Annotated in this window: 24 protein-coding genes and 2 pseudogenes; 12 read left to right on the top strand and 14 right to left on the bottom strand. The window is 39.7% G+C overall.

The annotated features are described in order from the left end of the window. Positions 1-8 precede the first annotated feature (8 nt). The 4 genes from AS4_RS07960 to AS4_RS07945 all read left to right on the top strand — a co-directional run bounded on the left by AS4_RS07960 (position 9) and on the right by AS4_RS07945 (position 4,980). The gene (locus AS4_RS07960) at positions 9-1,532 is read left to right on the top strand and encodes a 3-hydroxyacyl-CoA dehydrogenase (RefSeq protein ID WP_096733803.1); all 1,524 of its coding nucleotides are present in this window, start codon (positions 9-11) and stop codon (positions 1,530-1,532) included. 14 nt (positions 1,533-1,546) lie between these two features. Beyond that, positions 1,547-2,752 carry a 3-oxoadipyl-CoA thiolase gene (locus AS4_RS07955; RefSeq protein WP_096733802.1) on the top strand — a complete coding sequence of 402 codons (1,206 nt, stop codon included), beginning with the start codon at positions 1,547-1,549 and terminating at the stop codon, positions 2,750-2,752. A gap of 121 nt (positions 2,753-2,873) precedes the next feature. Further along, positions 2,874-3,716, top strand: coding sequence for an IclR family transcriptional regulator (locus AS4_RS07950; protein ID WP_004721464.1), 843 nt, complete (start codon positions 2,874-2,876; stop codon positions 3,714-3,716). An 88-nt stretch (positions 3,717-3,804) separates the two neighbouring features. Then, positions 3,805-4,980, top strand: coding sequence for an MFS transporter (locus AS4_RS07945; RefSeq protein WP_004820527.1), 1,176 nt, complete (start codon positions 3,805-3,807; stop codon positions 4,978-4,980). A gap of 63 nt (positions 4,981-5,043) precedes the next feature. Here the strand turns inward: AS4_RS07945 and AS4_RS07940 are convergent, their stop codons facing one another. Further along, positions 5,044-6,015 (bottom strand): NAD(P)H-dependent flavin oxidoreductase, encoded by a 972-nt coding sequence (locus AS4_RS07940; protein WP_004721466.1) that lies wholly within the window; start codon positions 6,013-6,015, stop codon positions 5,044-5,046. A gap of 50 nt (positions 6,016-6,065) precedes the next feature. Between AS4_RS07940 and AS4_RS21965 the strand changes: the two are divergent. Continuing rightward, positions 6,066-6,203, top strand: a pseudogene (locus AS4_RS21965) (enoyl-CoA hydratase); the annotation flags it as partial. Between the two features lie 67 nt (positions 6,204-6,270). Here AS4_RS21965 and AS4_RS07930 read toward each other — a convergent pair. Together AS4_RS07930 and AS4_RS07925 are read right to left on the bottom strand one after the other, a co-directional pair. Beyond that, positions 6,271-7,116, bottom strand: a complete 846-nt coding sequence (locus AS4_RS07930) for an IclR family transcriptional regulator (RefSeq protein ID WP_004721467.1) — start codon at positions 7,114-7,116, stop codon at positions 6,271-6,273. 190 nt (positions 7,117-7,306) lie between these two features. Beyond that, positions 7,307-8,524, bottom strand: a complete 1,218-nt coding sequence (locus AS4_RS07925) for a CaiB/BaiF CoA transferase family protein (protein WP_096733801.1) — start codon at positions 8,522-8,524, stop codon at positions 7,307-7,309. Between the two features lie 328 nt (positions 8,525-8,852). Between AS4_RS07925 and AS4_RS07920 the strand changes: the two genes are divergently transcribed. From AS4_RS07920 to AS4_RS07905, 4 genes are all read left to right on the top strand, one after another. Then, the gene (locus AS4_RS07920) at positions 8,853-10,004 is read left to right on the top strand and encodes an acyl-CoA dehydrogenase family protein (RefSeq protein WP_096733800.1); all 1,152 of its coding nucleotides are present in this window, start codon (positions 8,853-8,855) and stop codon (positions 10,002-10,004) included. A gap of 61 nt (positions 10,005-10,065) precedes the next feature. Continuing rightward, complete coding sequence (locus AS4_RS07915; protein ID WP_096733799.1) at positions 10,066-11,316, top strand: MFS transporter; 1,251 nt, start codon at positions 10,066-10,068, stop codon at positions 11,314-11,316. 175 nt (positions 11,317-11,491) lie between these two features. Further along, entirely contained in the window at positions 11,492-13,204 is a 1,713-nt protein-coding gene (locus AS4_RS07910; protein WP_096733798.1) for an electron transfer flavoprotein-ubiquinone oxidoreductase, read from the top strand. Positions 13,205-13,468: 264 nt separating this feature from the next. Beyond that, complete coding sequence (locus AS4_RS07905; protein ID WP_227548145.1) at positions 13,469-14,059, top strand: tetratricopeptide repeat protein; 591 nt, start codon at positions 13,469-13,471, stop codon at positions 14,057-14,059. 77 nt (positions 14,060-14,136) lie between these two features. Here the strand turns inward: AS4_RS07905 and AS4_RS07900 are convergent, their stop codons facing one another. Beyond that, positions 14,137-14,466: a hypothetical protein gene (locus tag AS4_RS07900; protein ID WP_096733796.1), complete on the bottom strand. Its 330-nt coding sequence runs from the start codon at positions 14,464-14,466 to the stop codon at positions 14,137-14,139. A 730-nt stretch (positions 14,467-15,196) separates the two neighbouring features. Between AS4_RS07900 and AS4_RS07895 the strand changes: the two genes are divergently transcribed. Further along, a complete protein-coding gene (locus AS4_RS07895) occupies positions 15,197-16,879 on the top strand; it encodes an arylsulfatase (protein WP_096733795.1) in 1,683 nt (560 codons plus the stop codon). After that, positions 16,876-17,880: an SUMF1/EgtB/PvdO family nonheme iron enzyme gene (locus tag AS4_RS07890; protein ID WP_096733794.1), complete on the top strand. Its 1,005-nt coding sequence runs from the start codon at positions 16,876-16,878 to the stop codon at positions 17,878-17,880. Before AS4_RS07895 ends, AS4_RS07890 begins: the two co-directional genes overlap by 4 nt. A 127-nt stretch (positions 17,881-18,007) precedes the next feature. On the opposite strand, the gene tatC is transcribed toward AS4_RS07890, so the two are convergent. From tatC to AS4_RS07860, 7 genes are all read right to left on the bottom strand, one after another. Next, a complete protein-coding gene (gene tatC / locus AS4_RS07885) occupies positions 18,008-18,781 on the bottom strand; it encodes a twin-arginine translocase subunit TatC (RefSeq protein ID WP_096733793.1) in 774 nt (257 codons plus the stop codon). After that, on the bottom strand, positions 18,778-19,290 hold the full coding sequence (gene tatB, locus AS4_RS07880) for a Sec-independent protein translocase protein TatB (protein ID WP_096733792.1): 513 nt from the start codon (positions 19,288-19,290) through the stop codon (positions 18,778-18,780). Before tatB ends, tatC begins: the two co-directional genes overlap by 4 nt. 17 nt (positions 19,291-19,307) lie before the next feature. Beyond that, positions 19,308-19,532, bottom strand: a complete 225-nt coding sequence (gene tatA / locus AS4_RS07875) for a Sec-independent protein translocase subunit TatA (protein WP_096733791.1) — start codon at positions 19,530-19,532, stop codon at positions 19,308-19,310. A 201-nt stretch (positions 19,533-19,733) separates the two neighbouring features. Then, a complete protein-coding gene (locus AS4_RS07870; RefSeq protein ID WP_034616083.1) occupies positions 19,734-21,497 on the bottom strand; it encodes an alkaline phosphatase D family protein in 1,764 nt (587 codons plus the stop codon). Positions 21,498-21,603: 106 nt separating this feature from the next. Further along, positions 21,604-21,771, bottom strand: coding sequence for a hypothetical protein (locus tag AS4_RS21960; protein ID WP_227548144.1), 168 nt, complete (start codon positions 21,769-21,771; stop codon positions 21,604-21,606). Continuing rightward, on the bottom strand, positions 21,755-21,823 hold the full coding sequence (locus AS4_RS21955) for a hypothetical protein (RefSeq protein WP_264757332.1): 69 nt from the start codon (positions 21,821-21,823) through the stop codon (positions 21,755-21,757). The genes AS4_RS21960 and AS4_RS21955 overlap by 17 nt, the downstream gene beginning before the upstream one ends. Before the next feature lie 657 nt (positions 21,824-22,480). Next, positions 22,481-22,726, bottom strand: coding sequence for an ABC transporter permease subunit (locus tag AS4_RS07860; protein ID WP_319922701.1), 246 nt, complete (start codon positions 22,724-22,726; stop codon positions 22,481-22,483). On the opposite strand from AS4_RS07860, the pseudogene AS4_RS07855 reads away from it, so the two are divergent. Continuing rightward, a pseudogene (locus tag AS4_RS07855) lies at positions 22,707-22,811 on the top strand (twin-arginine translocase subunit TatC); the annotation flags it as partial. The gene AS4_RS07860 and the pseudogene AS4_RS07855 overlap by 20 nt on opposite strands. A 100-nt stretch (positions 22,812-22,911) precedes the next feature. Here the strand turns inward: AS4_RS07855 and AS4_RS07850 are convergent. From AS4_RS07850 to AS4_RS07840, 3 genes are all read right to left on the bottom strand, one after another. Beyond that, positions 22,912-24,027, bottom strand: a complete 1,116-nt coding sequence (locus AS4_RS07850; RefSeq protein WP_096733790.1) for an NAD(P)-dependent alcohol dehydrogenase — start codon at positions 24,025-24,027, stop codon at positions 22,912-22,914. Positions 24,028-24,060: 33 nt separating this feature from the next. Continuing rightward, positions 24,061-25,515 (bottom strand): benzaldehyde dehydrogenase, encoded by a 1,455-nt coding sequence (locus AS4_RS07845; protein WP_096733789.1) that lies wholly within the window; start codon positions 25,513-25,515, stop codon positions 24,061-24,063. A gap of 95 nt (positions 25,516-25,610) precedes the next feature. Beyond that, positions 25,611-26,495, bottom strand: coding sequence for a transporter (locus AS4_RS07840; protein ID WP_096733788.1), 885 nt, complete (start codon positions 26,493-26,495; stop codon positions 25,611-25,613). Positions 26,496-26,751 lie beyond the last annotated feature (256 nt).

Here is a 26,751-nt window from a genome sequence, read left to right as displayed (position 1 = left end):
TGATCGACATGACTTATGATATTCAAAGCATGGCTGTAATTGGTGTTGGTATTATGGGCAGCGGTATTGCTCAAATTGCCGCACAATCAGGTCATACCACCTATTTATATGATACCAAAGAAGGTGCTGCGCTACAGGCCAAAGAAAAGCTGGCAGCAACTTTTCAAAAGCTGGTCGATAAAAATAAAATCAGCGCTGAACAGGCGGAAAATGCCAACAAACATTTGATCGTTGCAGCGCAACTTGAAGATTTAAAAGCCTGCGACTTGATTGTGGAAGCGATTATTGAGCGTTTAGATATTAAACAAGCGTTGATGCAACAACTTGAAGAGATCGTTTCAGACACCACTATTTTAGCCTCAAATACTTCATCGCTTTCAATCACAGCCATTGCAGCAAACTGTAAAAAACCACAACGTGTAGTCGGTTTCCATTTCTTTAATCCGGTACCCCTGATGAAAGTTGTGGAAGTAATCCAAGGATTAAAAACGGATCCACGCATTGTAGATGCATTAAATGAGTTGTCACGTGCATTTGGTCATCGACCTGTTGTTGCCAAAGATACCCCAGGATTTATTATTAATCATGCGGGGCGCGCCTATGGCACCGAAGCGTTAAAAATCTTAAATGAAAACGTCTGTGACATCAGTGAAATTGACCGCATTTTAAGAGATGGTGTTGGTTTTAGAATGGGACCATTCGAACTCATGGATTTAACAGGACTGGATGTATCACATCCTGTAATGGAGTCGATTTATCATCAATACTATGAAGAAGCCCGTTACAAGCCCAATCCATTGACCAAACAAATGCTTGAAGCCAAACAACTTGGGCGTAAAGTTAATCAAGGCTTTTACCACTATGAAACAGGCACAAAAACAGGTGAAAAACCCGCACAGTTTGTTGAGCGTTTAACAGACTATCCAAAAGTTTGGATTGCAGCTGATTTTGCTGAAGATAAACAACAACTGGAAGATTATTTAATCCAGCAAAATATTGTCTTAGATACAGGTTTAGAACCATTACCTGAGAGTTTATGTTTACTCGCTTGCTACGGTGAAGATACCACCCAAGCAGCGACACGTTTAAAAGTCAATCCACAACAAGCTGTTGGCATAGATATGCTATATGGCATAAGCAAACATAGAACGTTAATGCCGTCACTGGCGACAAACACTGAGTATCGTCAAGTAGCCCACTCTATGTTTAATTTAGATGGTGCTATGGTCAGCATGATCGCTGAAAGTATTGGCTTCGTGGCACAACGTGTTTTAGCCATGGTGATTAATTTAGGTTGTGATATTGCACAACAAAATATTGCCAGTGTCGATGATATCAATGCCGCAGTCCGTTTAGGTTTAGGCTATCCATTTGGCCCTATTGAATGGGGTGATCATATCGGTAGCCAAAAAATCTTACTCATTCTCAATCGTATCTCAACACTGACCTATGACCCACGTTATCGCCCTAGCCCATGGTTACAACGTCGTGTCGCATTAAATTTACCGCTTACTTTTAATTCTGGATTTTGAAAAGGAACTTCTCAATGTTAAATGCCTATATTTATGATGGTTTACGTAGCCCGATTGGTCGTCATGCAGGTGAGCTTGCTTCAGTACGTCCAGATGATTTAGCTGCGGCAGTTTTACAAAAGCTTCTTGAAAAAACTGGGGTTCCGGGTGCAGCGATTGAAGATGTTATTTTAGGCGATACCAACCAAGGTGGTGAAGATAGCCGTAACGTTGCCAGAAATGCCCTATTAATCGCGGGCTTACCTGTGACTGTTCCTGGCCAAACTGTAAACCGTTTATGTGCAAGTGGTTTGGGTGCTGTGATTGACTCTGCACGTGCCATTACCTGTGGCGAAGGCGACTTGTATATTGCAGGTGGTGTAGAAAGCATGTCACGTGCTCCATTTGTGATGGGTAAAGCTGAAACTGCCTATAGCCGTGAGGCCAAAATTTACGACACCACAATTGGCTCACGCTTTCCAAACAAAAAGCTGATTGCGCAATACGGTGGTCACTCAATGCCTGAAACTGGTGACAATGTCGCGCTTGAGTTTGGCATCACCCGTGAACAAGCAGATTTATTTGCTGCCCAATCACAAGCAAAGTACCAAACAGCCAAACAAGACGGCTTTTTTACTGATGAAATTACCCCAATTGAAGTCTTTCAAGGCAAAAAGTTACCACCAAAACTGGTTTCTGAAGATGAGCACCCTCGCCCAAGCTCAACGGTTGAAGCCTTAACCAAATTAAAACCATTATTTGAAGGTGGTGTCGTCACTGCTGGAAATGCATCGGGTATTAACGATGGTGCTGCTGCATTACTCATCGGTTCCGAAGCAGCGGGCCAAAAATATGGCTTAAAGCCAATGGCAAAAATCTTGTCAGCAGCAGCAGCAGGTATTGAACCTCGTATTATGGGTGCTGGCCCAATCGAAGCAATCAAAAAAGCCGTTGCACGTGCAGGGCTAACTTTAGATGATATGGATATCATTGAAATCAATGAAGCTTTTGCTTCACAAGTATTATCTTGCTTAAAAGGTTTAGATGTTGATTTTAATGATCCACGTGTCAACCCAAATGGTGGTGCAATTGCCATTGGCCACCCACTTGGGGCTTCAGGTGCACGTCTTGCACTGACAGTTTCGCGTGAGCTGATTCGCCGTAATAAGAAATATGCTGTCGTTAGCTTATGCATCGGCGTAGGACAAGGCTTAGCCATGGTGATTGAAAACGTGTCATAACATTGACTGTTTAATCACTAACCGAGTATCCATTCATCACAACAGCGCAGTGATGAATGGATTTATTTTGCAGAGCGAAATATAATAGCCAAACTGTTGCTTTATTATATTTGAGTATTGAATGTCTCAGAATTCAGAAACTGAACAACCTATAAATTTTGATGAGATACGTCTTGATCCTATTTCACATATTCATCGGGAAAATAACCCACAATTTATCGCTTCTTTAGCACGTGGTTTAGAGCTATTACGTTGTTTTTCTGCCAACAATCAAGTTTTGGGTAACCAAGAACTGGCAAAAATGACGGGTTTACCAAAACCAACCATTGCGCGGATAACCAATACCTTAGTGTCATTAGGCTATTTAAAACAACTACCGAACTCCACCAAATATACCTTGGATATCGGTGTTTTATCTTTAGGCTATGCAGCCTTGTCCAATATTTCTATCCGTAATATTGCACATCGCTATATGGAAGAAATGAGCCAATATGTACAAGCACCGGTTGCGATGGCAACCCGTGACCGTTTAAACATGGTCTATATCGATGTGGTTCAGATCGAAACTGCTTTAAATATGCGCCGTCCCATCGGCTCAACCCTACCCATTCACAGCAGTTCCATGGGTCGAGCTTGCTTGGCGGCTACACCTGAACGTGAGCGTAATTTTTTACTGGATGCGCTTAAACAAAAAAATGCTGAAAACTGGCCTGCAATTAAACGTTCTTTAGAACGAGCTTTCCGAGATTATCAAGATTACGGATATTGCCTTTCTTTAGGTGAATGGCATAAAGAAGTAAACTCTGTTGCTGTACCTTTAGTCAGCTCCAAACATGGTCTTTATGTGTTTAACTGCGGTGCACCAAGTTTTCATTTAAACCCTGAAAAACTTGAAGGTGAAATTGGACCCCGTTTAATCCATATGGTGCACAACATTCAAGATGCTTTGAGTGAAACGCCTTAACAACGATGTTTAAAATCAGATGCTTAAAATCAGCAGATACATGGTTGTGTGAATTAAAGTTCCGATTTCATAATGACAAACCATAGGCATGATGAAAAACACTCTCTATACCCCAACCATTATTTTAATGGCAGTTGCAGCAGGCATCTGTACTGGTGGGAATTATTTTAGCCAACCACTGATTCATTCCATTAGTCTAAGTTTAAATTTAGCAGATACCACCACAGCATGGGTGCCTACTTTAGCGCAAATCACCTATGCAGCAGGTCTGCTATTTTTAATGCCTTTAGGCGATATTCTTGAAAAGCGTAAGTTGTTATTTATATTTATGCTGCTTGCCTCAATTGGGCTAATTATTAGTGGTTTTTCCCACAATATTTATCTGTTAATGCTCGGTACCATCATTACAGGATTATTTTCTAGTTCAGCCCAACTGTTGTTACCACTGGCTGCCAGTCTGGTTCCAATTCAACATAGTGGTCGTGTTGTTGGATTTTTACTGAGTGGGTTAATGATGGGTGTCTTATTGGCACGCTCATTATCAGGGATGATGTCGACGCTTTTTGCTTGGAATGTTATTTATCTGCTCAGCGGTTTTTTATTATTGCTCATTGCGATTATTTTGTACCGTAATATTGGCTTATTTCCTCCAACCAAATCTGAAAATTATCTCAAAACAATTCACTCACTGCCGCAAATCTTTATTCAAAATCGTCGCCTAAGAATCAGAACCTATATTGGTGGATTAACCTTTGCCTGTGTAAGCTTAACCTTTACCACCATGTCTTTACTCTTAGCTCCCGCACCTTATTTTTTCAGTGATTTTACGATTGGCTTATTTGGGTTTGTCGGTGTTTTAGGGACATTCGTTGCCAATTTTTCAGGTAAATTTATTGATCAAGGCTATATTCATAAAATTTCGATATGTTGTGGTATCGGTCTGATTTTAAGTTGGCTATTGTTTTTGTTGCTCCCTTATCATTTTATCTTTTATATCATTGCCTTACTTATCCTTTACGCCTCACTCTCGGCTGTTCATGTCACCAATCAAAGTATTGTCTTTAAGCTTAACCAACAATTACGTTCACGTTTCAATGCGATTTATATGACAGGTTATTTCGCTGGCGGTGCTTTAGGGACCACGAGTGGAAGCTATGCATGGAAACATTTTGGCTGGACAGGTGTATGTATCTTGGGCTTAGTTTTTGCCCTGCTGTGTCTATATTATTGTCTTGCAGATGCTAAAAATCAGCACAACTCATAGTGTTGTGCTGATCTTTAAAAGCAGTCTTTCATCATCGAGATAAAGCTGAACTCAAATAGATGTTTATAAAAGCCCGAATAAACGTCCACGAATAATGTCTTCTGCATCTTTTACAATACGGTTGACCAGTTCATCACATGTCGGAATGTCATGGATCAGGCTGGCAACCAAACCGCATGACCATGCCCCAGCATTGACATCGCCATCAATCATCACTTTAGGATAAACACCTGCAACTTCTTCAATGATATCTTCAAATTTAATCTGGTCACCAAGTGCTTTTTCTTTGGCTACAATTTTTTCTACAGCCGCATTATTCATAACACGCTCAGTATTACGTAAAGCGCGCATAATTAAACGGGTATCTCTTTCCGTAGCATTCAGGATCGCCTGTTTTACATTTGCGTGTACTGGCGCTTCTTGAGTTGCAATAAAACGCGTTCCCATATTAATGCCATCCGCCCCCATCGCTAAAGCGGCAGCAAGTGAACGTCCATCAGCCATGCCACCTGATGCAACAAATGGAATTTCTAAGGTATCGGCAGCTAAAGGCAATAAAATCATATTCGGTACATCATCTTCACCGGGGTGCCCACCACACTCAAAACCATCGACAGAAACAGCATCACATCCAATTTTTTGAGCTTTTAGACTATGCCGAACCGAAGTACATTTATGAATCACTTTAATTCCAGCAGCCTTTAAATAAGGCATGACCTGTTCAGGATTACGGCCTGCTGTTTCTACAACTTTTACCCCACCTTTAATAATTGCCTCGACAAAACCCGGATAATCAGGTGTATTGACTGTGGGTAAGAAAGTTAGATTGACACCAAAAGGCTTATCGGTCATTTCTCGACATCGGGCAATTTCTTTTGCTAGATTTTCAGGTGTTCGCTGGGTTAAACCGGTAATAATTCCTAACCCTCCAGCATTTGAAACTGCAGCAGCCAGCTCGGCAAAACCGACATAATGCATACCGCCTTGAATAATCGGATGTTCAATTTCAAATAATTCTGTAATTTTGGTTTTCATATTCTTTCCACTCACTATTTTATATTTAGAGGCTCATTTCTTAGCATCCTATGCTTGTCGATAATTTATTAAATCTGATCGATCATGAGTCCACTGTATTCTCACTTTGTTTGCAAGGTGACGAGTTTAAACAAGCTCTGAGTACCTTGATGAAAAAAACACCCATTTTCCGTAAGCAAACTATTTAACATGCATCTTATTAAAAAGGCCAACAATGCAGATCGTTGCTGGCCTTTCAGTTTTAAAGCAATAAAATTAGCTAATTTCAGTGCGGATATTATTCACCATGTGGAGAAGACGCGGTGCAATATCCTCTTCAAGTTTTTCGCGGTTCATAATAAAGCTTGGTCCACCGCAGTTAAATACCAATAGACCATGTTGTTCATGAATCAAGGGAACTGCCACTGAATTGACATCTTTATGCCATTCACCAATTGAAAAACAATAGCCAAAATCTTGATAATCTTTAAATGCTTTGTCTAAATCACGGTTAATCTTGATCCAATCGTCTTTATGTTTGCTACGGATTGCATCAAGTAAAAACTCTCTTTCATCTTCAGGCATTGCAGCCAGACATGCACGCCCCATTGAACTTAAATGAATCGGTAAATAAGTACCGACTTGACGACGCATGGTCATATTGCCCTTGCCTTGTACCACATCCAAATAAATCATATTTAGACGATCACGCGTTGCCATTGCCACAGCAGCACCCGCATAATCCGCTAAATTTTTCATATAGGGATGTGCAATATTACGGATAGACACATTAGAAAGCATGGAGTAACCAAACGCCAAAACCCCAACTGAAAGTTGAAATTTGCTTGAATTTGGGACCTGCTTGATATAGCCCAAACGTGACAATGTGTGCGTTAAACGGGTAATGGTCGGTTTAGGCAAACCCGTCATTTGTGATAACTCTTGATTACCCAAATGCTGATGTTTTGGGGTAAAGCAACGTAAAAGTTCTAAACCACGTCCTAAAGCTGTAATAAATTGACGATCATTTTCATCTTGCATATCTTCAATCGGATGCAATAACTCATGCCTCAAAGGCGCTAATAATTTTTCTGTTTGTTCTGCATCTACGGCATCATTCATGGTTATACCAATTCACATATTTGTTTCGCACTGCGAAAATTATAATCTATTTTTTCTATAAATAGCAAAAAGCAATCATCTGATTCACTTTGAAAATAAAACGATGCATCCATCTTGATGTGAAAAGTCTAAATTTGCTTATTTTATTGAAAAAAATGGCTTTAGACTGCTCACATCATCTATTTAAAAACTATCCTATCACGCCTTTGGCTTTTAACTCATCAAGTTTTGCTGGAGAGATAATACGGCCTAAGATTGTTTGAGTATGTTCGCCTAATAAAGGAGGCGCATTTCTATACTCTACAGGTGTACGTGAAAGCTTAATCGGAGAACCGACCACAGTAAGTTTTTCACGTTGAGGATGTTGCATTTCTACCAGCATCTCTCGCGCAAGCACTTGAGGTTCATTAAAAGCTTGTTCTAGATTATTAATCACACCAACGGGCACTTTAGCAGCATAAATTGCACTTACCCATTCATCGGCAGTCTTGCTTAAAAAATGCGTTGATAAAATTTCTATCACTTCATCACGATGCTTAACACGATCTGCATTACGGGTAAATCGAACATCATTGGGTAACTCTGGCAAACCAATACTTCTACACAGTTGGATAAACTGGGTGTCATTACCACAAGCAATGATAAACTCTCGGTCAGCGGCTTTAAACAATTGATAAGGCACAATATTGGCATGTGCATTGCCATAACGTACCGGCACTTTACCAGATGAAAGATAATTCATTCCTTGATTTGCCATTGTGGCAATTTGCACATCAAGTAAAGCCATATCAATATGTTGCCCTAAACCTGTTACATGACGATTGAGCAAAGCAGCTTGTATGGCAATGGTTGAATATAGTCCCGTTGATAAGTCTGAAAATGCGACACCTACTTTTTGCGGACCACCACCGGGCAAATCATCTTTTTCACCCGTGATGGACATCAGTCCACCCATTCCCTGAATGATAAAATCATAGCCAGGTTCTGCTGCTCTCGGTCCATTTTGACCAAAACCCGTAATCGAGCAATAAACCAGTTTAGGATTAATTTCTGATAAAGAAGCATAATCCAAGCCATATTTTTTCAAAGAACCAGCTTTGTAGTTTTCAATGACCACATCGGTATCTTGAATAAGTGCTTTGATGAGTGCCTGCCCTTCAGGATTTGCAATATCAATTGCAACAGAAAGTTTATTGCGATTGGTCGACTGATAATAAGCGGCTTCTCGTGTCTCTTGTCCGGCGTCATCTTTCATCCAAGGTGGTCCCCAAGAACGCGTATCATCACCTAGTTTCGGTCTTTCAACCTTAATCACTTCTGCGCCTAAATCGGCAAGAATCTGTCCACACCACGGTCCAGCCAGTACTCGACTTAAGTCAAGTACACGAATTCCATTTAAAGCACCCATGTTTATTCCACTAACCTTTGATTAATTTCCTACAGGAAAATTTATTTAACATAAATTTCGCATAGCGATATATATTTTTAATATACACAAAAAACCTTAAAAATAAAACTTAATTTTTTCAGCAAAAGTGATGATTTTTATTCAACAAATATAGATTAATTAAATCAAATAATTAGCCAACTAAAAACAAGCACAATATACCGCATTGCGAAATTAATTTTCAAAATATATTGTTTTCTACTAATCCTTTGATTACTATCGCATCAATATGCAGGGTTTTAGCAACATCAGCTCGATGTTTTCAACATGTTGTACAAAGGACAAGACTATGATTCGAGATCAGGAAACACTCCAACAACTGGTAGATATGATTCGACAGTTTGTAGATGGTGTCCTTATTCCTCATGAGAATGAAGTCGCAGAAACAGATCAAATCCCCCAAGCCATCATTGAGCAAATGAAAGCTTTGGGTTTGTTTGGGCTGACGATTCCAGAAGAATATGAAGGTCTTGGCTTGACCATGGAAGAAGAGGTGTCTATCGCTTTTGAACTTGGACGTACTTCGCCTGCCTTTCGTTCACTGATCGGCACCAATAATGGAATCGGTTCGAGTGGCCTGATTATTGATGGTACCGAAACTCAAAAATCATTTTTCTTGCCCCGTTTAGCACGTGGTGAAGTGATCAGTTCTTTTTGCCTAACTGAGCCAGATGCAGGCTCAGATGCTGCCTCTTTGAAAACCAGCGCAGTAAAAGAAGGTGAGTTTTATATTTTAAATGGCACCAAACGCTTTATTACCAATGCACCTCATGCAGGGGTATTTACGGTGATGGCACGAACCAATCCAGACATTAAAGGTGCTGGTGGAATTTCTGCTTTTATCGTAGATCGCAAAACCGCAGGAATCTCTCTGGGTAAAACAGATAAAAAAATGGGGCAAAAAGGTGCGCATACCTGTGATGTGATTTTTGAAAACTGTCGGGTTCCTGCCTCAGCACTGATTGGTGGTGTCGAAGGTGTCGGATTTAAAACCGCAATGAAAGTCTTGGATAAAGGTCGTTTACATATCGCCGCAATCAGTGTCGGTGCTGCCATACGCATGTTAGACGATACCTTAAAGTTCGCCCTTGAGCGTAAGCAATTTGGACAAGCGATTGCTGAATTTCAACTGATTCAAGCCATGCTTGCTGACTCCAAAGCAGAAATTTATGCAGCGCAATGTATGGTTTTAGATGCGGCAAGACAACGTGATGCTGGGCGCAACGTCAGCACAGAAGCATCATGCGCAAAAATGTTTGCCACTGAAATGTGTGGTCGCGTGGCCGATCGCTGCGTACAGATTCATGGTGGCTCTGGCTATATCAGTGAATATGCCATTGAACGCTTTTACCGAGATGTACGTTTATTCCGTCTCTATGAAGGCACCACCCAAATTCAACAAATGATTATTGCGCGAAATATGATTCGTGCTGCGTCTTAATTAATTTTTAGGCACTTTAAAACGATTTGAAGTGCTGTAAATCAAATGTAGGTAATGGATTATGGCGACAAACTACAATACACATCTCTCTTCAATACAACCTCACACTTGGAAAATTGCATTTGTTTTTGCATTTTTAGCCTTGTTGGTGGATGGTGCCGATCTGATGCTGTTGTCTTATAGTCTCAACAGTATTAAGGCAGATTTTGGTTTAAGTTCCGTGCAGGCAGGTATGCTGGGTAGTTTTACCTTGGCGGGTATGGCTGTCGGTGGAATATTTGGGGGATGGGCATGTGACAAATTTGGTCGAGTACGGATCGTGGTTATTTCTATTCTCACCTTCTCACTACTTACATGTGGACTAGGCTTTACCCAAAGTTTTCTTGAATTTGGCCTATTACGCTTTTTTGCTTCTCTCGGACTAGGCTCGCTTTATATTGCCTGCAATACCTTGATGGCGGAATATGTACCTACACGTTACCGTACAACGGTATTGGGTACCTTACAAGCAGGTTGGACGGTTGGCTATATTGTTGCAACGCTACTCGCTGGATGGATTATTCCAGATCATGGCTGGCGTATGCTGTTTTATGTTGCCATTGTACCGGTGTTGATTGCTGTTTTAATGCATCTTTTGGTGCCTGAACCACTCGCATGGCAACAGTCTCGTTTACAACAGCCAACACGTGATAAAAACGCTGAGGAAACTTCGGCATTTAAACTGATTTTTAAAGATAAACGAAATCGCAATATGTTTATCTTGTGGGCGCTCACAGCAGGCTTCTTGCAATTTGGTTATTATGGGGTAAATAACTGGATGCCTTCATATCTAGAAAGTGAATTAGGCATGAAGTTTAAGGAAATGACCGCATATATGGTCGGTACCTATACCGCCATGATCCTCGGTAAAGTCCTTGCGGGGATGATGGCTGACAAACTTGGTCGTCGCTTTACTTATGCCTTTGGTGCGATTGGGACTGCTATTTTTCTACCGCTGATTGTTTTTTATAACTCACCCAGCAACATTTTATATTTATTGATCGCTTTCGGATTTTTATACGGTATTCCTTATGGTGTAAATGCCACCTATATGACGGAAAGTTTCCCAACAGCGATTCGTGGTACAGCGATTGGTGGTGCCTATAACGTGGGGCGTCTTGGTGCAGCACTTGCGCCTGCAACGATTGGCTACTTGGCGTCGGGTGGTTCTATTGGTTTAGGTTTTGTGGTGATGGGAGCTGCTTATTTAATTTGCGGTGTTATTCCTGCCCTCTTCATCAAGGAAAAACTCTACGATCCGCAAAAATCGTAAAAGTAGACCTTGTAAAATCAGTTATCTCATTTTAAAGCCAGCTAAATCTAGCTGGCTTTTTTGTGGGTATCATTGTGAATTTGCTCATCAAGCAGCCCCTTTTTTGATGCTTTTTTATTTGATATTTTTAGCCCAATAAATTAAAATACCGCCAAGCGAAATAGGATTTCTTTTTATGAAAGATTTACAACGAGAGTCAATGGAGTTTGACGTAGTGATCGTAGGCGCAGGCCCTGCGGGTCTTTCTGCTGCGATTAAAATTCGTCAATTAGCGCTTGAAAACAACCTTCCAGACCTTTCCGTCTGTGTGGTTGAAAAAGGCTCTGAAGTTGGTGCGCATATCCTTTCTGGTGCTGTACTTGAACCTCGTGCAATCAATGAACTTTTCCCTGACTGGAAAGAACAAGGTGCACCTTTAAATGTACCTGTGACTGAGGACAAAACTTATTTCCTCATGTCTGCTGAAAAGTCACAAGAAGCGCCGCACTGGATGGTTCCTAAAACCATGCACAATGATGGTAACTATGTTATTTCATTGGGTAATATAGTGCGTTGGTTAGGTCAAAAAGCGGAAGAGTTAGAAGTTTCTATCTTCCCTGGCTTTGCTGCCTCAGAAATCCTTTATCATGAAGATGGTTCTGTAAAAGGCATCCAAACTGGTGATATGGGTATTGGTAAAGATGGTGAACCTACTCATAACTTTACTCCTGGCTATGAACTTCATGCAAAATACACAATTTTTGCAGAAGGTTGCCGTGGACATCTCGGTAAACGTCTAATTGCTAAATACAACTTAGACCAAGATGCTGATCCGCAGCATTACGGTATCGGAATCAAAGAACTTTGGGAAATTGACCCTGCAAAACATAAACCGGGTTTAGTGATGCATGGTTCAGGCTGGCCATTTTTAGAAACTGCGACATCTGGTGGATGGTGGCTATATCATGCTGATAATAATCAAGTAACTTTGGGAACATTCGTAGACTTAAGTTATACCAACCCACATGTATATCCATTTATGGAAATGCAACGTTGGAAAACACATCCACTGATCAAGCAATATCTTGAAGGTGGTAAGCGTATTTCTTATGGCGCACGTGCAGTTGTTAAAGGTGGCCTAAACTCACTACCTAAATTAACCTTCCCAGGCGGTTGCTTAATTGGTGATGATGCTGGTTTCTTAAACTTTGCTAAAATCAAAGGCTCTCATACTGCGATGAAATCGGGTATGTTGTGTGGTGAAGCTGTATTTGAAGCAATTCAAGCGGGTCATGAGAAAGGTGGTGATTTAGCGGTTGCGCGTGTCGCTGAAGGCGAAGACTTCTTTGCTAAAGAATTGACTGCATATACTGACAAGTTTAACAACAGTTGGTTAAAAGAAGAGTTACATCGTTCACGTAACTTTGGTCCAGCAATGCATAAATTCGGTTTATGGATGGGTGGTGCATTTAACTTTATCGATCAAAATATCTTTAAAGTGCCATTTACCCTACATGACCTTGCACCTGACTTTAGTGCATTAAAAACTGTAGATGCTGCGACATTTAAACCAACTTATCCAAAGCCAGACGGTAAATTAACCTTTGACCGTTTATCTTCTGTATTTGTATCCAATACCGTACATGAAGAGAATCAGCCTGCTCACTTAAAGCTGACGGATGCTTCGATTCCAGTCAATGTCAACTTACCGAAATGGGATGAGCCTGCTCAACGCTACTGCCCTGCTGGTGTTTACGAGATTATGGAAAATGATGATGGTTCTAAGCGCTTCCAGATTAATGCTGCAAACTGTGTTCACTGTAAGACTTGTGATATCAAAGATCCATCTCAGAATATCACATGGGTAACACCGGAAGGTGGTGGTGGGCCTAACTATCCAAATATGTAAGCTGGATACTTAGGACGATGCTTTAATGCTGCTCACCACTAAACATGCGAGTGTTTAGATAATTTTGTGTGACATTAACAGCGTCTTTTACCCCAATTTGTTGAGTGATATAAGCTCTTCATTTTCATTATTTAGGTAAGCTTAGTTCCCTAGGGAGCTAAGCTTGAAAGACAAAATAGAATAAGTTTTGGCTCAAATTAAGTTGACTATAACTTAATTTTGCACTTTAATTTTATTGATTAAAAGACACAAATGATTGAAAAAATGATGAAATTTAAAATTAAAAAATTGCTGTATCCTCTGATTATTCTTACATTGTTCCCCACTACACTTGTATTTGCAGAAAGTTTTGAAGCGCTACTCGAAAAAGCCAACAATGGGGACGTAAAAGCGCAATACCAAGTGGGTTATCTTTATAGCAGTGGCAATCAGGGTGTGTCCTTTGATGAAGAAAAAGGTGTTTTTTGGTTTAAAAAAGCCGCTGAAGCGGGTGATGCAAAATCTCAACTTAGTTTAGCAATGAGTTATTTATGGGGATCAGGTGTCGGTAAAAATTCCCGTAAAGGTATTGAATGGCTGACCAAATCTGCAAATCAGAACAATGCCATGGCACAATACAATTTAGCTGAAGAATATTCAGATGGGAAAAATATAAAGAAAGATCAAGATCTTGCAAATTATTGGTATCTTAAGTCGGCTGAAAATGGTGATGTGTCAGCACAATTTAAATTGGGATCTCTATACTTAGATGAAAATTCAGGTCTACCTCAAGATATCAACAAAGCGAAAGCATGGTTAAAAAAAGCCGCAGATCAAGGCTATGAATTAGCGCAACGACAATTGGCTGCACTATGATTGAAGACAATAAAACCACCAATTTAATAATTTATAATATTGATTTTTAATGATTATTTATTTTGACTGATGCTTTTTTAAAGCAGCGGTTTTACAACATTTAACACCTCATGACTTTTAACAATTAAACAAATACATTGATCAAAAATGGCTTTTGAATTTTGTATAAATTCATCTTCCATCGCATCTAAATGTAAGTGGCTTTCCTTTTGGACTTTTTTGTACAAGGCAAATAAATCATGCTTATACTTAGACTTACAACTGAGATTGAAGTCCTTAAGTTCTTGCTCGAGTTCTAAACGCATATTTTCAATAAAATGCTGACGTGAAGCTTTATTATTCTGAATATAAAATAAGCGTGTTTGTTCATAAGTTCCTTTATGAAATATCATTTCATAAATTTTCATCGTAATACTTACCTATAGATTCGTATTATTACTCTTAAAATACAACTCATACAAATGCATTATTTAATAAAATTTATCTGAGTCCGTATTGAGATAATATATTTTCTGTCTTTTATAAATATCTTTATCCATTGCTTTTTTATTCAGCCTTAAAAACTCCTATTTCCCTTGGGGAAAGGAAATAGGATCAAGGCATCAAGAATCTTTAAAAAAAGATCTCCCTCTAATTCTGTAGAATTTATCACATTAATCTTCAACTAATCAATACTCCATCAACATAAAAACAGACAGTTCTGTATATTTTTGTTTAAAAAATATTCATTCGCAACCAAAGTGACTTGTTTATTTACATCGGCGTTTAAAGTTTAATCAAATTAAATTGTAGAGCTGGATAGATTCAAATTGTTGCTATGCTAAAACCAATGATATTACAAAGGTGTATTTGAATATCATGTATTAAACTATTACAAATATAAAACACTCCTAATATGCCTAAAGTATATCCAAGGCCTTGCTATAAGCTGATGGTGTTCATTTTTTTAAGCCTAGAAGTATTTTGGTTTTATTAAATAGCTCAACATACTTACTTTTAAATGATTTCAATATCTATTCGGAAGCATATTGAGGGCTTTTCTTTTTTTTAGATTAACAATCAAATTTTAATTATTTTTACCATAAAAATTAACACTCTAAACTCAGCCTAATTTTTTAGAAAACCAAGTCGACACGTATGTCTCATAAAAATCTGTTTACAACACTTTCCATTGCATTATTCAGCCTTTCAATTTCAGCATGTAATAATAATGATTCCGACCATTCAAATACTGTGGTGGAAACCAAGAAACAACCAAACATTTTATTCATCATGGCAGATGACTTAGGCTATTCGGATTTAGGGGCATTTGGTGGAGAAATACACACTCCAAATATTGACGCACTGACCAAAGAAGGTCGGATTTTAACGGACTACCATACTGCCCCGACCTGCTCACCAACGCGTTCGCAATTAATTTCGGGTACAGACCATCATTTAGCTGGCATTGGTGCTATGGCTGAGCTCACACCTGCTCACTTAAAAGGCCAACCGGGCTATGAAGGCTACTTAAATGAGCGCTCACTCTCAATTGCAGAAGTGCTTAAAGATAATGGCTACCGAACCTATATCAGCGGAAAATGGCACCTCGGTTTAACCGCTGAAACCAACGCACATGTAAAAGGCTTCGATCACTCATTTACGCTATTGCAAGGTCTAGATTTACACTTTAAACAAGCGCCTAGTGCCTACAAACGTAATGCCACCTATACAGAGGATGGTAAAGTTGTTCCAATTTCAGCCTTACCCGATGATTTTTTCTCAACCAATTACTTCACCGATAAATTAATTAGCTATTTAGAGTCAGGAAAAAATTCAGGCAAACCATTCTTTGCCTATGCTGCTTACACCGCACCTCATTGGCCATTACAAGCCCCAGCTGAATATCGTGACCGTTATCGTGGCGTTTACGATGCTGGTTATGATGTGATCCGTAATGGTCGTATTGCCCGCCAAAAACAACTTGGTCTAATTCCAGCCAACTTTACTGCAGCCGAACCGATTGCGACACAAAATGCACCACAAAAATATGGCAAATGGAATGAACTTTCCGCTGAGCAAAAAGTATTAGAAGCACGCAGAATGGAAATCTATGCGGGAATGGTTGAAAACCTTGATGCCAATATTGGACGCGTGATTGAGTATTTAAAACGCAATAACTTATACGACAATACTTTAATTTTCTTTGTTTCAGATAATGGGGCTGAAGGCTTTATCCGTGGTAATTATGGAGCCGAATCAGGTTTTGATAATCGGGTGAGTAATGTCGGTACATCCAGTTCTTATCACTATGTCGGTCCGCGTTGGGCTGAAGTCAGTGCTGCACCTTTCCATTTATGGAAAGATACTGCAGGTGAAGGTGCAACCACAGCACCAGCCATTGTTAAACTTCCTCACCAAAGCAAAGCGCAAGCAACCTATCATGGTTTTGCTTCAGTGCTCGATGTTTTCCCAACTGTTTTAGATTATGCCAATATTGCCATCCCACAAGGTCAATATAAAGGCCGTCAGATTAATACCCCAAGCGGTTACTCGTGGAAATCGGTGCTGGAAAATAAAGCACAGGCGATTCGTCCTGTAAACTTTAGTTTTGCCGATGAATTGCATGGCAGTAAATATGCGCGTCAAGGCGAATGGAAAATTGCTTTACAAGGTAAAGCAGAGCTAGGAACGGGAACTTGGGAATTATATAACTTAAAAAATGACCGTGGTGAAACCCAAAACCTTGCACAAAATAACCCAGCAAAACTACAAGAACTACTTGATGTGTATAACAAATATACCCAACAAAATGGGGTCAAGGAATACAACATTCAATGAAGTTCAGTCCCCTTTTAATTGCACTGTGCAGCCTGTTCCTTGTAACAGGCTGCAATAAAGTTACGCCCGACTCGCATCATTCTCCCAAACAATCCAGTAAAGCTTCTACACCGCTTGGTTCATTGCAGCAATGCAAACACTATTCAGGTTTACCCGATGCGTGGCAAAAAAAGCCAACAGCGGGGATGGTTTGGATTGCCAAAGGTTCATTTCAGCTCGGCTCCGATAAAGCCTATCCCGATGAACTTAATTTTGGGCAAAAACAACGTCAAGTTGAGGGTTTCTGGATCGATCAAACCGAAGTAACTGTGGCGCAATTTAGCAGTTTTGTAAAAGCTACAGGCTATATAACCGATGCAGAGCAACAGAAACAGGCGGCCGTATTTTCACCAGATGCCAATCAGCCTAATCAGTGGTGGCAACTCAAATCTGATTACACTTGGAAAACGCCTAATGGCGCTTCGGGTCAAGCTCCACGCCCTGCTGAACCTGTTCGCTATGTGACCAAAAATGATGCTGAACATTATGCAGTTTGGTTAGGACGAGATTTACCTACTGAACCAGAATGGGAATATGCTGCCAAAGCAGGTTCAAAAGTCGATACGCCACTGCATCAAGCGCCTCAGGATGCCCATCAACATCCACAAGCCAATTATTGGCAAGGTGAATTTCCATTGCATAATTCTGTAGAAGACCATTTTGCAGGTGTGGCACCTGTCGGTTGCTACCCTGCCAATGCGTTCCAATTGTTCGATATGATTGGTAATGTTTGGGAGTGGACCTCCTCTATATATCAAGGTGCGCATGATCAACATATGGGAAATTATACGAATCTGCGTCAGCAAAGCATCGCAGCAACCCAATATGTGATTAAAGGTGGTTCTTTCTTATGTGCTTCTAGTTATTGCTCTCGTTATCGAAATAGTAGTCGTTATCCGCAAGAGTTTGATTTGGCTGCAACGCATGTGGGGTTTAGAACAGTATTACGTACTCACCCATGAGACAAGGATGGGTTAAAATCTAGAGATGTGGCGAATTTATACACTTAAATATAAATTTGCCTGCTTTAAAAAAGAAAGGTTGAATAGAACAAAGCAACACTTAACCACTTTCGCTAAAAATCAGTGCTTATACACGTTTACGTTTTTCAATCATCTTGCCAAATACCAATCCCAATTCAAACAACATCCACATTGGAATTGCCAGCATGATCATCGAAATAGCATCTGGTGGCGTGACAAACATCGCAATAAAAAAACAGCCCACAATAATAAAGCGTCTTTTTTCCACCAGCGTTTGCGTGCTGACCAAACCAATTAAAATCAATACCAGTGTAATAATTGGAATTTCAAAAGTGACCCCAAACACCAAAAAGAGTTTTAAACAGAAACTTAAGTAACTGTTAATGTCCGTCATTGGCGCAACGGTATCGGGTGAAACACTGATAAAAAAATGCAGAATCGAAGGTAAGGCAATAAAATAGGCAAAGGCAATCCCTGAATAAAACAAGCAAATACTGCTCAATAACAATGGCAATGCCAGATTCTTTTCTTTTTCATACAACGCAGGTTTAATAAATGCCCAAATCTGATAAATAATAAAAGGCATCGCCAGCATTAGCGCAATAAAGAAATTCAGTTTAAAAGGTGCCATAAATGTTGCAGTTACATCTGTAGCAATCATGGTCGAACTGGCAGGTAATTGGGCACGCAATGGTTCAGATAACATTGAATAAGTTCTGTTTGCAAATGGCAACAAACAGAAAAAAAGCACAATCAATACCCCGATAATTTTAAACAAATGCTGGCGCAACAGCATCAAATGTCGGGTGATCGGCATTGCTTCAAGCTGAGTCGCTTCTTCAGAAGCTTGCTCTTGCAGCTGCGGTATCATTGACGTCATACAGCCACCTTCAATTGCGATATTGATTTGGATTGAACAGGAACAATGCTGAGTTTGTCATCATTAGATTTAGCCTGTTTTAGCCAAATACTTGGCAAATAGACAGTAGGAATATCACGTGAGACAGGTTGATAAATCTGCTTCACTCTCAGCTGGGCTATTTGCTGTTCTTTTAATTGCGGTTGTTCTAATTGCTGTTTCTTTAATAGCGCTGGCGCTTGCTCTTGTTCATCTCCAGGCATAGCCGATAATTGCTGTAGCTCATGCATCTGCGCCTGCATTTTTTTCTCTAATTCTTGAATACGCCGCATCTCATTCTGCATCTGTTCGCGCAATTCGGATAAGCGTAATTCACGGTCAATGTCGTTCTGAACATTGCTGATGAGACGTTTCAATTTACTGTACCATTTCGCAACAAAACGCGCAGCTTCAGGGAGTTTATCTGGTCCTAACACCAACAGTGCAATAATCCCAAAAACCAATAATTCAGAAAATCCGACATCAAGCATGTGTTAGTTCTCCAGTTTTACTGCTTTACCGTAGAGTTCACATCAGCATTGCTATTTTGATGTTCCTGTGTTCTTGGTTCATTCAGTGCAGCAGTGGTTGTTTCATCATCTTGAATTGATTTTTTAAAATCCTTCACCGCACCGCCGACATCTTTACCTAAATTTTTTAATTTAGATGTGCCAAAAAGTAAGATCACCACAATTGCAAAAATAAGTACGTGCCAAATCGATAATCCAGCCATGGTTTTTTACTCCTGATATTAGGGTGTGTTGACATTTCATAAATGGCTTGCGTTGTAGACGAATTGTCAACAGACCCTATGTGTTATTTCATTATGTGTACATAGACAGCTAAACCATGCACTACTGAAGAAATGCCCCGATAGCAATAGCATCTAAATCTTCTTCAGTAGTTAGGCGATATAAAATTAAATAGACTTTTATTAAGCAGTTTTCTTAATCGAACGGGTATTAACCAATTGATTATTCAACACCACTTGATGCCCACGTTTTGTATCCACAGTATATTGCGGCTCTTTAATGGTATCGACATAGATCCAGTCCGCTTGAACCTGCGTTGCAGTAAAGCTGACATTCAGATAACCACGTTGATTTAGATTGGTATAATCCAACTCATCAATCAGTGTGGTAAACGCCATTTCAAACTGCTGTAACTGTTCCACTGGAATATTGAGATACTTTTCAATTCCCGGTGATGACACCGAACTTGTCGCCAGCTCGACACCGACAAAATCACCCGCCTGACTATACAACTCTGATGACCATGCATTATGGGTATCACCTGCCAGCACTACGACCTTCTTGTTCAATGCTTTTAAAGTGTTATACAGAATTTCTCGTTCAACATAATAACCATCCCAAGCATCTAAATTATAAGGTGCGACAGTGGTTAAACGTGCCTTTTCAATTGCTGTCAATGTTGGATCGCCCTGTAGCACACGCATTTTCAGTTGCACCAACTCCATGATCATCGTATTGATTTGATTTAAAACCTCTTGAGTTGCGTTTCCACTCAGAACTGCACTCAACGGTACCAGTAATTCAGCAGGGATTAATATCTTACCCATCAACACTTGCTGACCCAATACATTCCAAGTTGCCTTGGATTGAGCCAACTTTTGCTGTAACCATTCACGTTGGGTATACCCCATCAAGGTTCGATTCTGATTGGTTAAGTCGGTCTGAAAACGTTGAAAATCCATACCAGAAGCGGTGATATAATCGGTATATTCCAGTTGCTTATCTCTGGCAAGGATACGGGTATCTAACATGGTCAATTGCACCAGTGTACCAAAGTCAAACTGGCGATAAATATTGAGATGATCATTTGCGGAAATAGGGCGAATCGGCATCCATTCAAAGTACGCTTGTAATGCTGCAAGTTTACGATCGAGGAAAGACCCTTCATTGGCTTGGTGATTTTCAGCACCATCTCGCCATGTATCATTTGCCAACTCATGATCATCCCAAATCACAATAAATGGGTGACGGTGATGCAATGTTTGTAAATCTTTGTCTTTACGATATAACGCATAGCGTTTGCGATAATCATCTAACTTGATAATTTCTTGATTATTGTCCGCAGCCAAAGTACGTCCTAACTTCACTGCATCTTCTGTTGCATAACCACCTTGACCATATTCATAAATATAGTCACCCAAATGAATCACCACATCAACATCTTGCTTGGCCATTTCACGATAAACATAGAAATACCCTGCTGGATAATTCGCGCAAGAACATACCGCAAAACTGACCTTGGTCGGATTGATTGGTAATGTTTTGGTTTGTCCAACTGGTGAAAATTTATTGCCAAAGCTAAAACGATAGAAATAGCGTTGATCTGGTTTTAAGTTTGTGGCATCAACTTTCACAGTGAAGTCTTGTGCTTTTGCTGTGGTGACTTTGTCTGTTTTAATGATTTGCTTGAATTGATCATCTAAAGCAATTTCCCAAGTCACTTGCAAACGTGCGCTGCTATCATTGGGCGTTAAGCGTGTCCATAAAATCACGCGATCTTGTAAAGGGTCTCCACTGGCAACCCCATGTTCAAAATTGACTTGTAGTGTTGTTGATTCTCGATCTGAACTGTCATTACATCCCGTAAAACCCGCTGATAAAGACAGTGCACCAAAACCGAATAGGCTTTTTTGAATAAGTTCTCGTCGTGTAATTTTGGCTGTCATACTTTACTCCTTAAACTATGGCTAGATTACAAATACTAAATAAGATCTAACTTTATTTATTCTCTACGGTCCCATTAACTAGATTGATTCATTGAATACACATGCATTAATTGAGAATATCTAGCGATTTTTCCGTATCATAAATTTTTTCCAAACTGATAATTCTCCGCTTATCATATCTGTCACTAAAAATTTCTTTTCTAAGCGCTTCAATTGATTTTTCCTGATCAAGCATATTTAAATCACGCTGCAAAATTTCACCTCGCTTTTGCATATATTTCTGCTTGGTTTTTAAATTGCGCTCTTGATTTATCAACAGATTCCATCCGCTCGGTCACTTCAGGACCAAACACTTTTAACCGCTCCTTGCGTATTTATAAAAATTTTCTTGTCATGATCTATATCGTCGTCTCAAACTAAAATACATACCAAGATTCACAAATCCTTCGTGCAGTCTTATCGATTGGTATTGATTTAAATCATTTCTTAAAGTTATAAAAGTTGTGGAATTTTATTGATAAATATTCACAACACAGTGCTAAAGTATAAAATTTAGAAATATGCGTATTGACATTTCACCACGAATTCATTGACAAATTACGACAAATATAAAGACCGATATGTATAAAGTATTTTCTTTTAGGGTTTTAGTAAATTCAATTGAATTAAACATACAAATAAAAATCACTTGAATAATAAAAAAATTATTATCTTAAATGCTTAATTATTATTTATGATGATCAAAAAAGTCAGACTATAAATAAAAAATTAAAACGTTAAACTCTATTCTCTAAAGTTATTATTTCGTTTTTTTTGAATAACGGAAAAATTAAATCGACTCAATCTCTTTGACCTGTTTGGCAATAATATCCATTAACACTAATTATTGTGGTACTTAAAAGAATCAACCGTAATGTTTTTTATATTTTCTCATTAGAAATAATCAAGCCCTTGAAATGACATTCACTTCAAAGGCCAATGACTTAACCTTTATTTTTGGTATATACGTCAATAAGTACTGCACCAAGAAGCACCAAACCTTTAATCACTTGTTGGTAATCAACTCCAATCCCCATAATTGACATACCATTGTTCATAACACCCATGATAAATGCACCAATCACTACAGCAAAAACTTTACCAACGCCACCAGATGCAGATGCACCACCAATAAAGCAAGCTGCGATTACATCCAGTTCAAAGCCATAACCACCTGATGCAATTTCCATGATTATGCTTGCGATCCCAATGTGGTTATTGTTTGAGCTGGGTTTATTATTTGGAAAATTACTGGAAAAGCGAAGAAAGCGCTAAACTCATCCTGCCACCTTAAAAAACTAAACCCAAAATTTAGACCCCAAAATGCTTAAAATCAAAGAAATGGCATGCTCATTGATGAGCATGCCATGCAAGATTATGCAATTTTAATAATCGGTTTGAGTGTAATACCCTTGTGGCTATCTATCGCTGCTTGATTGATTTCATCAAATGCATAGAATTTTACAAGTTGGTCAAAGGGAAATTTCCCTTGCTGATATAGACGGACTAACTCAGGGATAAATTTCTTGGGCGAACCACTCCCCTCAACGACACCTAAAATGGTTTTCCCACCTAATAACAGATCATTTACATCAAATTGTGCAGTTGTGCCTAATTGAGGTGCACCTACCACGGCGATTTTGCCTAAAATCCCCAGTGCATCAACACCTTGTTTTAATATCTCAGGTCGCCCCGTAGATTCCAATGCAAAGTTGGCTCCACCATCGGTAATCTCTTTAATCACCGCCACAGGATCTTGAGTTTGACTATTGATCACATGGGTTGCACCCAATTGTTTTGCCAACTCCAAACGAGATTCAACAATATCAACAGCGATAATGATCGAAGCACCACACACTTTTGCTGCAAGCAAAGCACTCAGACCAACAGCACCAGCACCCCAAGTCACAAAACTACTGGCCGGTGTCACTTTTAAAGCATTTATACATGCACCAGCACCTGTTTGAATACCACAACCTAGTGGTCCTAATAGTTCAATTGGTACGTCTTTGGTCACTTTAACCGTGTTATTTTCACGACTTAAAGCATAGGTTGCAAAGGAGGATTGGGCAAAAAAATGATCATTAACCACACCATGATCGTGGGTACAAAGTGCATGTTGTCCTTCTGAATCTGCCCCACTAAAATTTCGTCCAAAAAACTCTGAACAATAGGCAGGATTTCCAGTATTGCATTGGGTACATTTTCCACAATACCCGTAACTTAAGACCACATGATCGCCCACTTGAAGCTCGGTTACATTAGGGCCAATCGCCTCGATAATTCCTGACCCTTCATGTCCAAGAACAGCAGGCAGCGGAACCGGATAATATTGATCACGTACAATCAAATCGGTGTGGCACATTCCTGTAGCAACCACTTTTACCAATACTTCATCACCTTGAGGCTGACGTATTTTTAAAGCTTGCAACTCAAAGTCAGCACCTTTACATGGGGTCACTGCGGCAATAATATCTTTTAATTCACTCATGGTATAACGTCCTGTAATGATTTATTTAATTGTTTAAAAAGGATAATGTGGCGCTTGAGCCTGTACAGTAATCCATTGCCATTGGGTAAATTCATCGGCATTGGCAGGGCCGCCAATACGCGTACCATTACCTGATGAACCAAAACCACCAAATGGATTGACCGTTTCATCATTTACGGTCTGATCATTGATATGTAGCAAGCCCACTTTGAGCTGTGCACCGAGTTGCATACCTCGTCCTACATTGGAGGTAATAATGCCTGCTGAAAGCCCATAATCGCCGTCATTGGCTAATTCAATGGCCTGTTCATCTGAGCTAAACGGAATCAACACGGCAACAGGGCCAAAAATCTCTTCACTAAAAATCGAATTATTTGCAGTCACATCTGTCAGTACAGTCGGTTGAAAAAACACCCCATCGGCATGTCCACCGATTTCCAATGTTGCGCCTTCTTTAACCGCAGCACTAACCAATTGTTCTACACGTTGCGCTTGTTTGGCATTGATCAATGGCCCAATGGTGACATTCTTGTCACAAGGATTCCCCACCACAAAATTCTGCACTTTTTCAATGACACGCTGTTTGATCTGTTGATAAATTTTTTGATGAATCAAAATTTTGCCTGAGGTCATACAAATCTGCCCAGAATGTAAAAATGCACCCCATGCAATATTTTCTGCTGCCAACTCAATATCCGCATCATCCAAAATAATCAGTGAGTTTTTCCCACCCAGTTCTAGAGAGACTTTCTTTAAGGTCTTTGCCGCATTCGCCCCAACAATCCGTCCAACTTGGGTTGATCCCGTAAATTGGATACTGGCAATATTTTTATCCAAAGTCAGTGCTTCACCAACCTCTGCCCCACCTGGCAATACATGCAGCAGCCCCTTTGGCAATCCTGCAAGTTCAAAAATCCGTGCAATCACATAGCCACTGCACACTGCTGTACGCTCATCAGGTTTTAACACCACCGCATTACCAAAGGCCAAAGCAGGTGCCACAGCACGTAAAGCTAAGTACAGTGGAAAGTTAAATGGAGAAATGACCCCAACAACACCTAAGGGCAAGCGTTTCGCAATACTTAATTTGCCATTTTGCGTAGGTAATAATGTGCCCTGTTCAGTTGCAGGTGAAGCAATACAATGTTTAAGCACTTGAATCGCAATACTCACTTCAAAACCCGCTTTCAGTTGTAATGAGCCACTTTCCTTAACCAGCCACTCAATCACTTCCGCTTGATTTTCTGTCAGTAAAACAGCAGCTCGCTCAAACACTGCCTGACGTTCTTGGTAATTTAAAGCCCACCACTGTTGTTGAGCGGCTTTGGCTTGTTGTGCGGCATTCACCACATCAGCGGCACTGGCATAACCGATTTCACCAAGCACTTGACCTGTTGCAACCTCAATCACACTGTAGGTGTCTTGGGCTGACTGCCATGAACCGTTAAATAATTTTTTATCCCAAAGCTCTTTTGTGAATATAGACATTCTGACCTCTTCAAAATTTATTTAGACAATTGCTTTACTGTTCCAACTGCATCCTTGTAAAAATGACGCAATCAATGTGTTACACCTGCTTTAAATTAAAAAATGTAAAAAACACGAAAATTCAGACCGTAATCCTTCCTAAATCCGCTTTCCGTTCGTGTGTCTGAAAGCAACTGCGCACTTAATTGAGTTTTTGCATTCAACATTTGCTGAAACTCCAATCGCGCTTGTTGCTTTTCCATGTTCTGATCCAGTTTGATTCCATCCAATTGTTGTTCACCCCCATAATTTGCGGCATAACCGAGGGCGATTCTCTGTTTAGAATTCAAGTCGTAACGTAAGTTAAATTGAGTTTGATAGCTGGTCGCTTGTGAAAGTGTTTGATCGCCCTTTCCCGCTTCATCGTTGTCTCCATACCAAATCACATCTTGATAAAGTTCAAAAGCAAGCTTGCCATATAGCGGCTGTACCCATGCCAGTTGAAGATCATACTTAAATCGATTTTCGCCTAAATTCACCGCATCATTTCGATCATATTGCCCAAGTGGCAGATAAATAAATGGGGTAAATGCCAGATAACGACCCGATGAACCTTGTTCAGGTTGATTAATCAACCAAAAAGCAGAAGCAATCACTGGATCTGCAAAACCTGAGGCATTGTTCAAATCAGTATCGCCAATTTGCGTATGCCGTATTGTTCCAAATGGTAAAATTATTTGAGGTGTTGCACGTAAACCAGCGATGTCGGTGTAATGAATTAAGCGCGCGATAGCGATATCCGATTTAGATTCAGCTCTGGTTTTTTCACCATTTTGGTAATAACCCTCCATTTGACTATGTTGATAATAGAACACACCTGCATTGGTGCCTTTTGGCAACGCTGTATAATCCCCCACATTTACATCTATCGCATGGCTATACTGTACAAACATGCCACTCAACATAATAAGAAGCAGGCTATTTTTATTGCTAAAACGCATCATCTATTCCCTTTAGTTTCAAGCATCCTTTTCACTGCTCATTGCACTTGTTTAAATTTTTAATCAAAAATCAATCGATTCATCCATGACGAATCGACCATCTACACTTGATAAATCGATTGATAGATTTGTTTTAATCAAATATGAGCCATAGAATATTTGCAGTTAGCGTGCCAATATTTTTATAATTAATAATCATAGACTTAAAACAAGGTTACCTTTCCAATGTCCAATAAATGGACAACATTGAGAAAGC

Origin of the sequence: Acinetobacter guillouiae (assembly GCF_002370525.2) — a bacterium.
Taxonomy (GTDB): Bacteria; Pseudomonadota; Gammaproteobacteria; order Pseudomonadales; family Moraxellaceae; genus Acinetobacter; species Acinetobacter guillouiae.
This window is presented reverse-complemented; position numbering and strand designations above follow the sequence as displayed.

Excerpts from the sequence above, each read along its gene's own strand:
- AS4_RS07960 (WP_096733803.1), top strand. The coding sequence starts at position 9 with ATGACTTATGATATTCAAAGCATGGCTGTAATTGGTGTTGGTATTATG.
- AS4_RS07955 (WP_096733802.1), top strand. The coding sequence starts at position 1,547 with ATGTTAAATGCCTATATTTATGATGGTTTACGTAGCCCGATTGGTCGT.
- AS4_RS07950 (WP_004721464.1), top strand. The coding sequence starts at position 2,874 with ATGTCTCAGAATTCAGAAACTGAACAACCTATAAATTTTGATGAGATA.
- AS4_RS07945 (WP_004820527.1), top strand. The coding sequence starts at position 3,805 with ATGATGAAAAACACTCTCTATACCCCAACCATTATTTTAATGGCAGTT.
- AS4_RS07940 (WP_004721466.1), bottom strand. The coding sequence starts at position 6,015 with ATGAAAACCAAAATTACAGAATTATTTGAAATTGAACATCCGATTATT.
- AS4_RS07930 (WP_004721467.1), bottom strand. The coding sequence starts at position 7,116 with ATGAATGATGCCGTAGATGCAGAACAAACAGAAAAATTATTAGCGCCT.
- AS4_RS07925 (WP_096733801.1), bottom strand. The coding sequence starts at position 8,524 with ATGGGTGCTTTAAATGGAATTCGTGTACTTGACTTAAGTCGAGTACTG.
- AS4_RS07920 (WP_096733800.1), top strand. The coding sequence starts at position 8,853 with ATGATTCGAGATCAGGAAACACTCCAACAACTGGTAGATATGATTCGA.
- AS4_RS07915 (WP_096733799.1), top strand. The coding sequence starts at position 10,066 with ATGGCGACAAACTACAATACACATCTCTCTTCAATACAACCTCACACT.
- AS4_RS07910 (WP_096733798.1), top strand. The coding sequence starts at position 11,492 with ATGAAAGATTTACAACGAGAGTCAATGGAGTTTGACGTAGTGATCGTA.
- AS4_RS07905 (WP_227548145.1), top strand. The coding sequence starts at position 13,469 with ATGATGAAATTTAAAATTAAAAAATTGCTGTATCCTCTGATTATTCTT.
- AS4_RS07900 (WP_096733796.1), bottom strand. The coding sequence starts at position 14,466 with ATGAAAATTTATGAAATGATATTTCATAAAGGAACTTATGAACAAACA.
- AS4_RS07895 (WP_096733795.1), top strand. The coding sequence starts at position 15,197 with ATGTCTCATAAAAATCTGTTTACAACACTTTCCATTGCATTATTCAGC.
- AS4_RS07890 (WP_096733794.1), top strand. The coding sequence starts at position 16,876 with ATGAAGTTCAGTCCCCTTTTAATTGCACTGTGCAGCCTGTTCCTTGTA.
- tatC (WP_096733793.1), bottom strand. The coding sequence starts at position 18,781 with ATGACGTCAATGATACCGCAGCTGCAAGAGCAAGCTTCTGAAGAAGCG.
- tatB (WP_096733792.1), bottom strand. The coding sequence starts at position 19,290 with ATGCTTGATGTCGGATTTTCTGAATTATTGGTTTTTGGGATTATTGCA.
- tatA (WP_096733791.1), bottom strand. The coding sequence starts at position 19,532 with ATGGCTGGATTATCGATTTGGCACGTACTTATTTTTGCAATTGTGGTG.
- AS4_RS07870 (WP_034616083.1), bottom strand. The coding sequence starts at position 21,497 with ATGACAGCCAAAATTACACGACGAGAACTTATTCAAAAAAGCCTATTC.
- AS4_RS21960 (WP_227548144.1), bottom strand. The coding sequence starts at position 21,771 with ATGCAAAAGCGAGGTGAAATTTTGCAGCGTGATTTAAATATGCTTGAT.
- AS4_RS07860 (WP_319922701.1), bottom strand. The coding sequence starts at position 22,726 with ATGGAAATTGCATCAGGTGGTTATGGCTTTGAACTGGATGTAATCGCA.
- AS4_RS07850 (WP_096733790.1), bottom strand. The coding sequence starts at position 24,027 with ATGAGTGAATTAAAAGATATTATTGCCGCAGTGACCCCATGTAAAGGT.
- AS4_RS07845 (WP_096733789.1), bottom strand. The coding sequence starts at position 25,515 with ATGTCTATATTCACAAAAGAGCTTTGGGATAAAAAATTATTTAACGGT.
- AS4_RS07840 (WP_096733788.1), bottom strand. The coding sequence starts at position 26,495 with ATGCGTTTTAGCAATAAAAATAGCCTGCTTCTTATTATGTTGAGTGGC.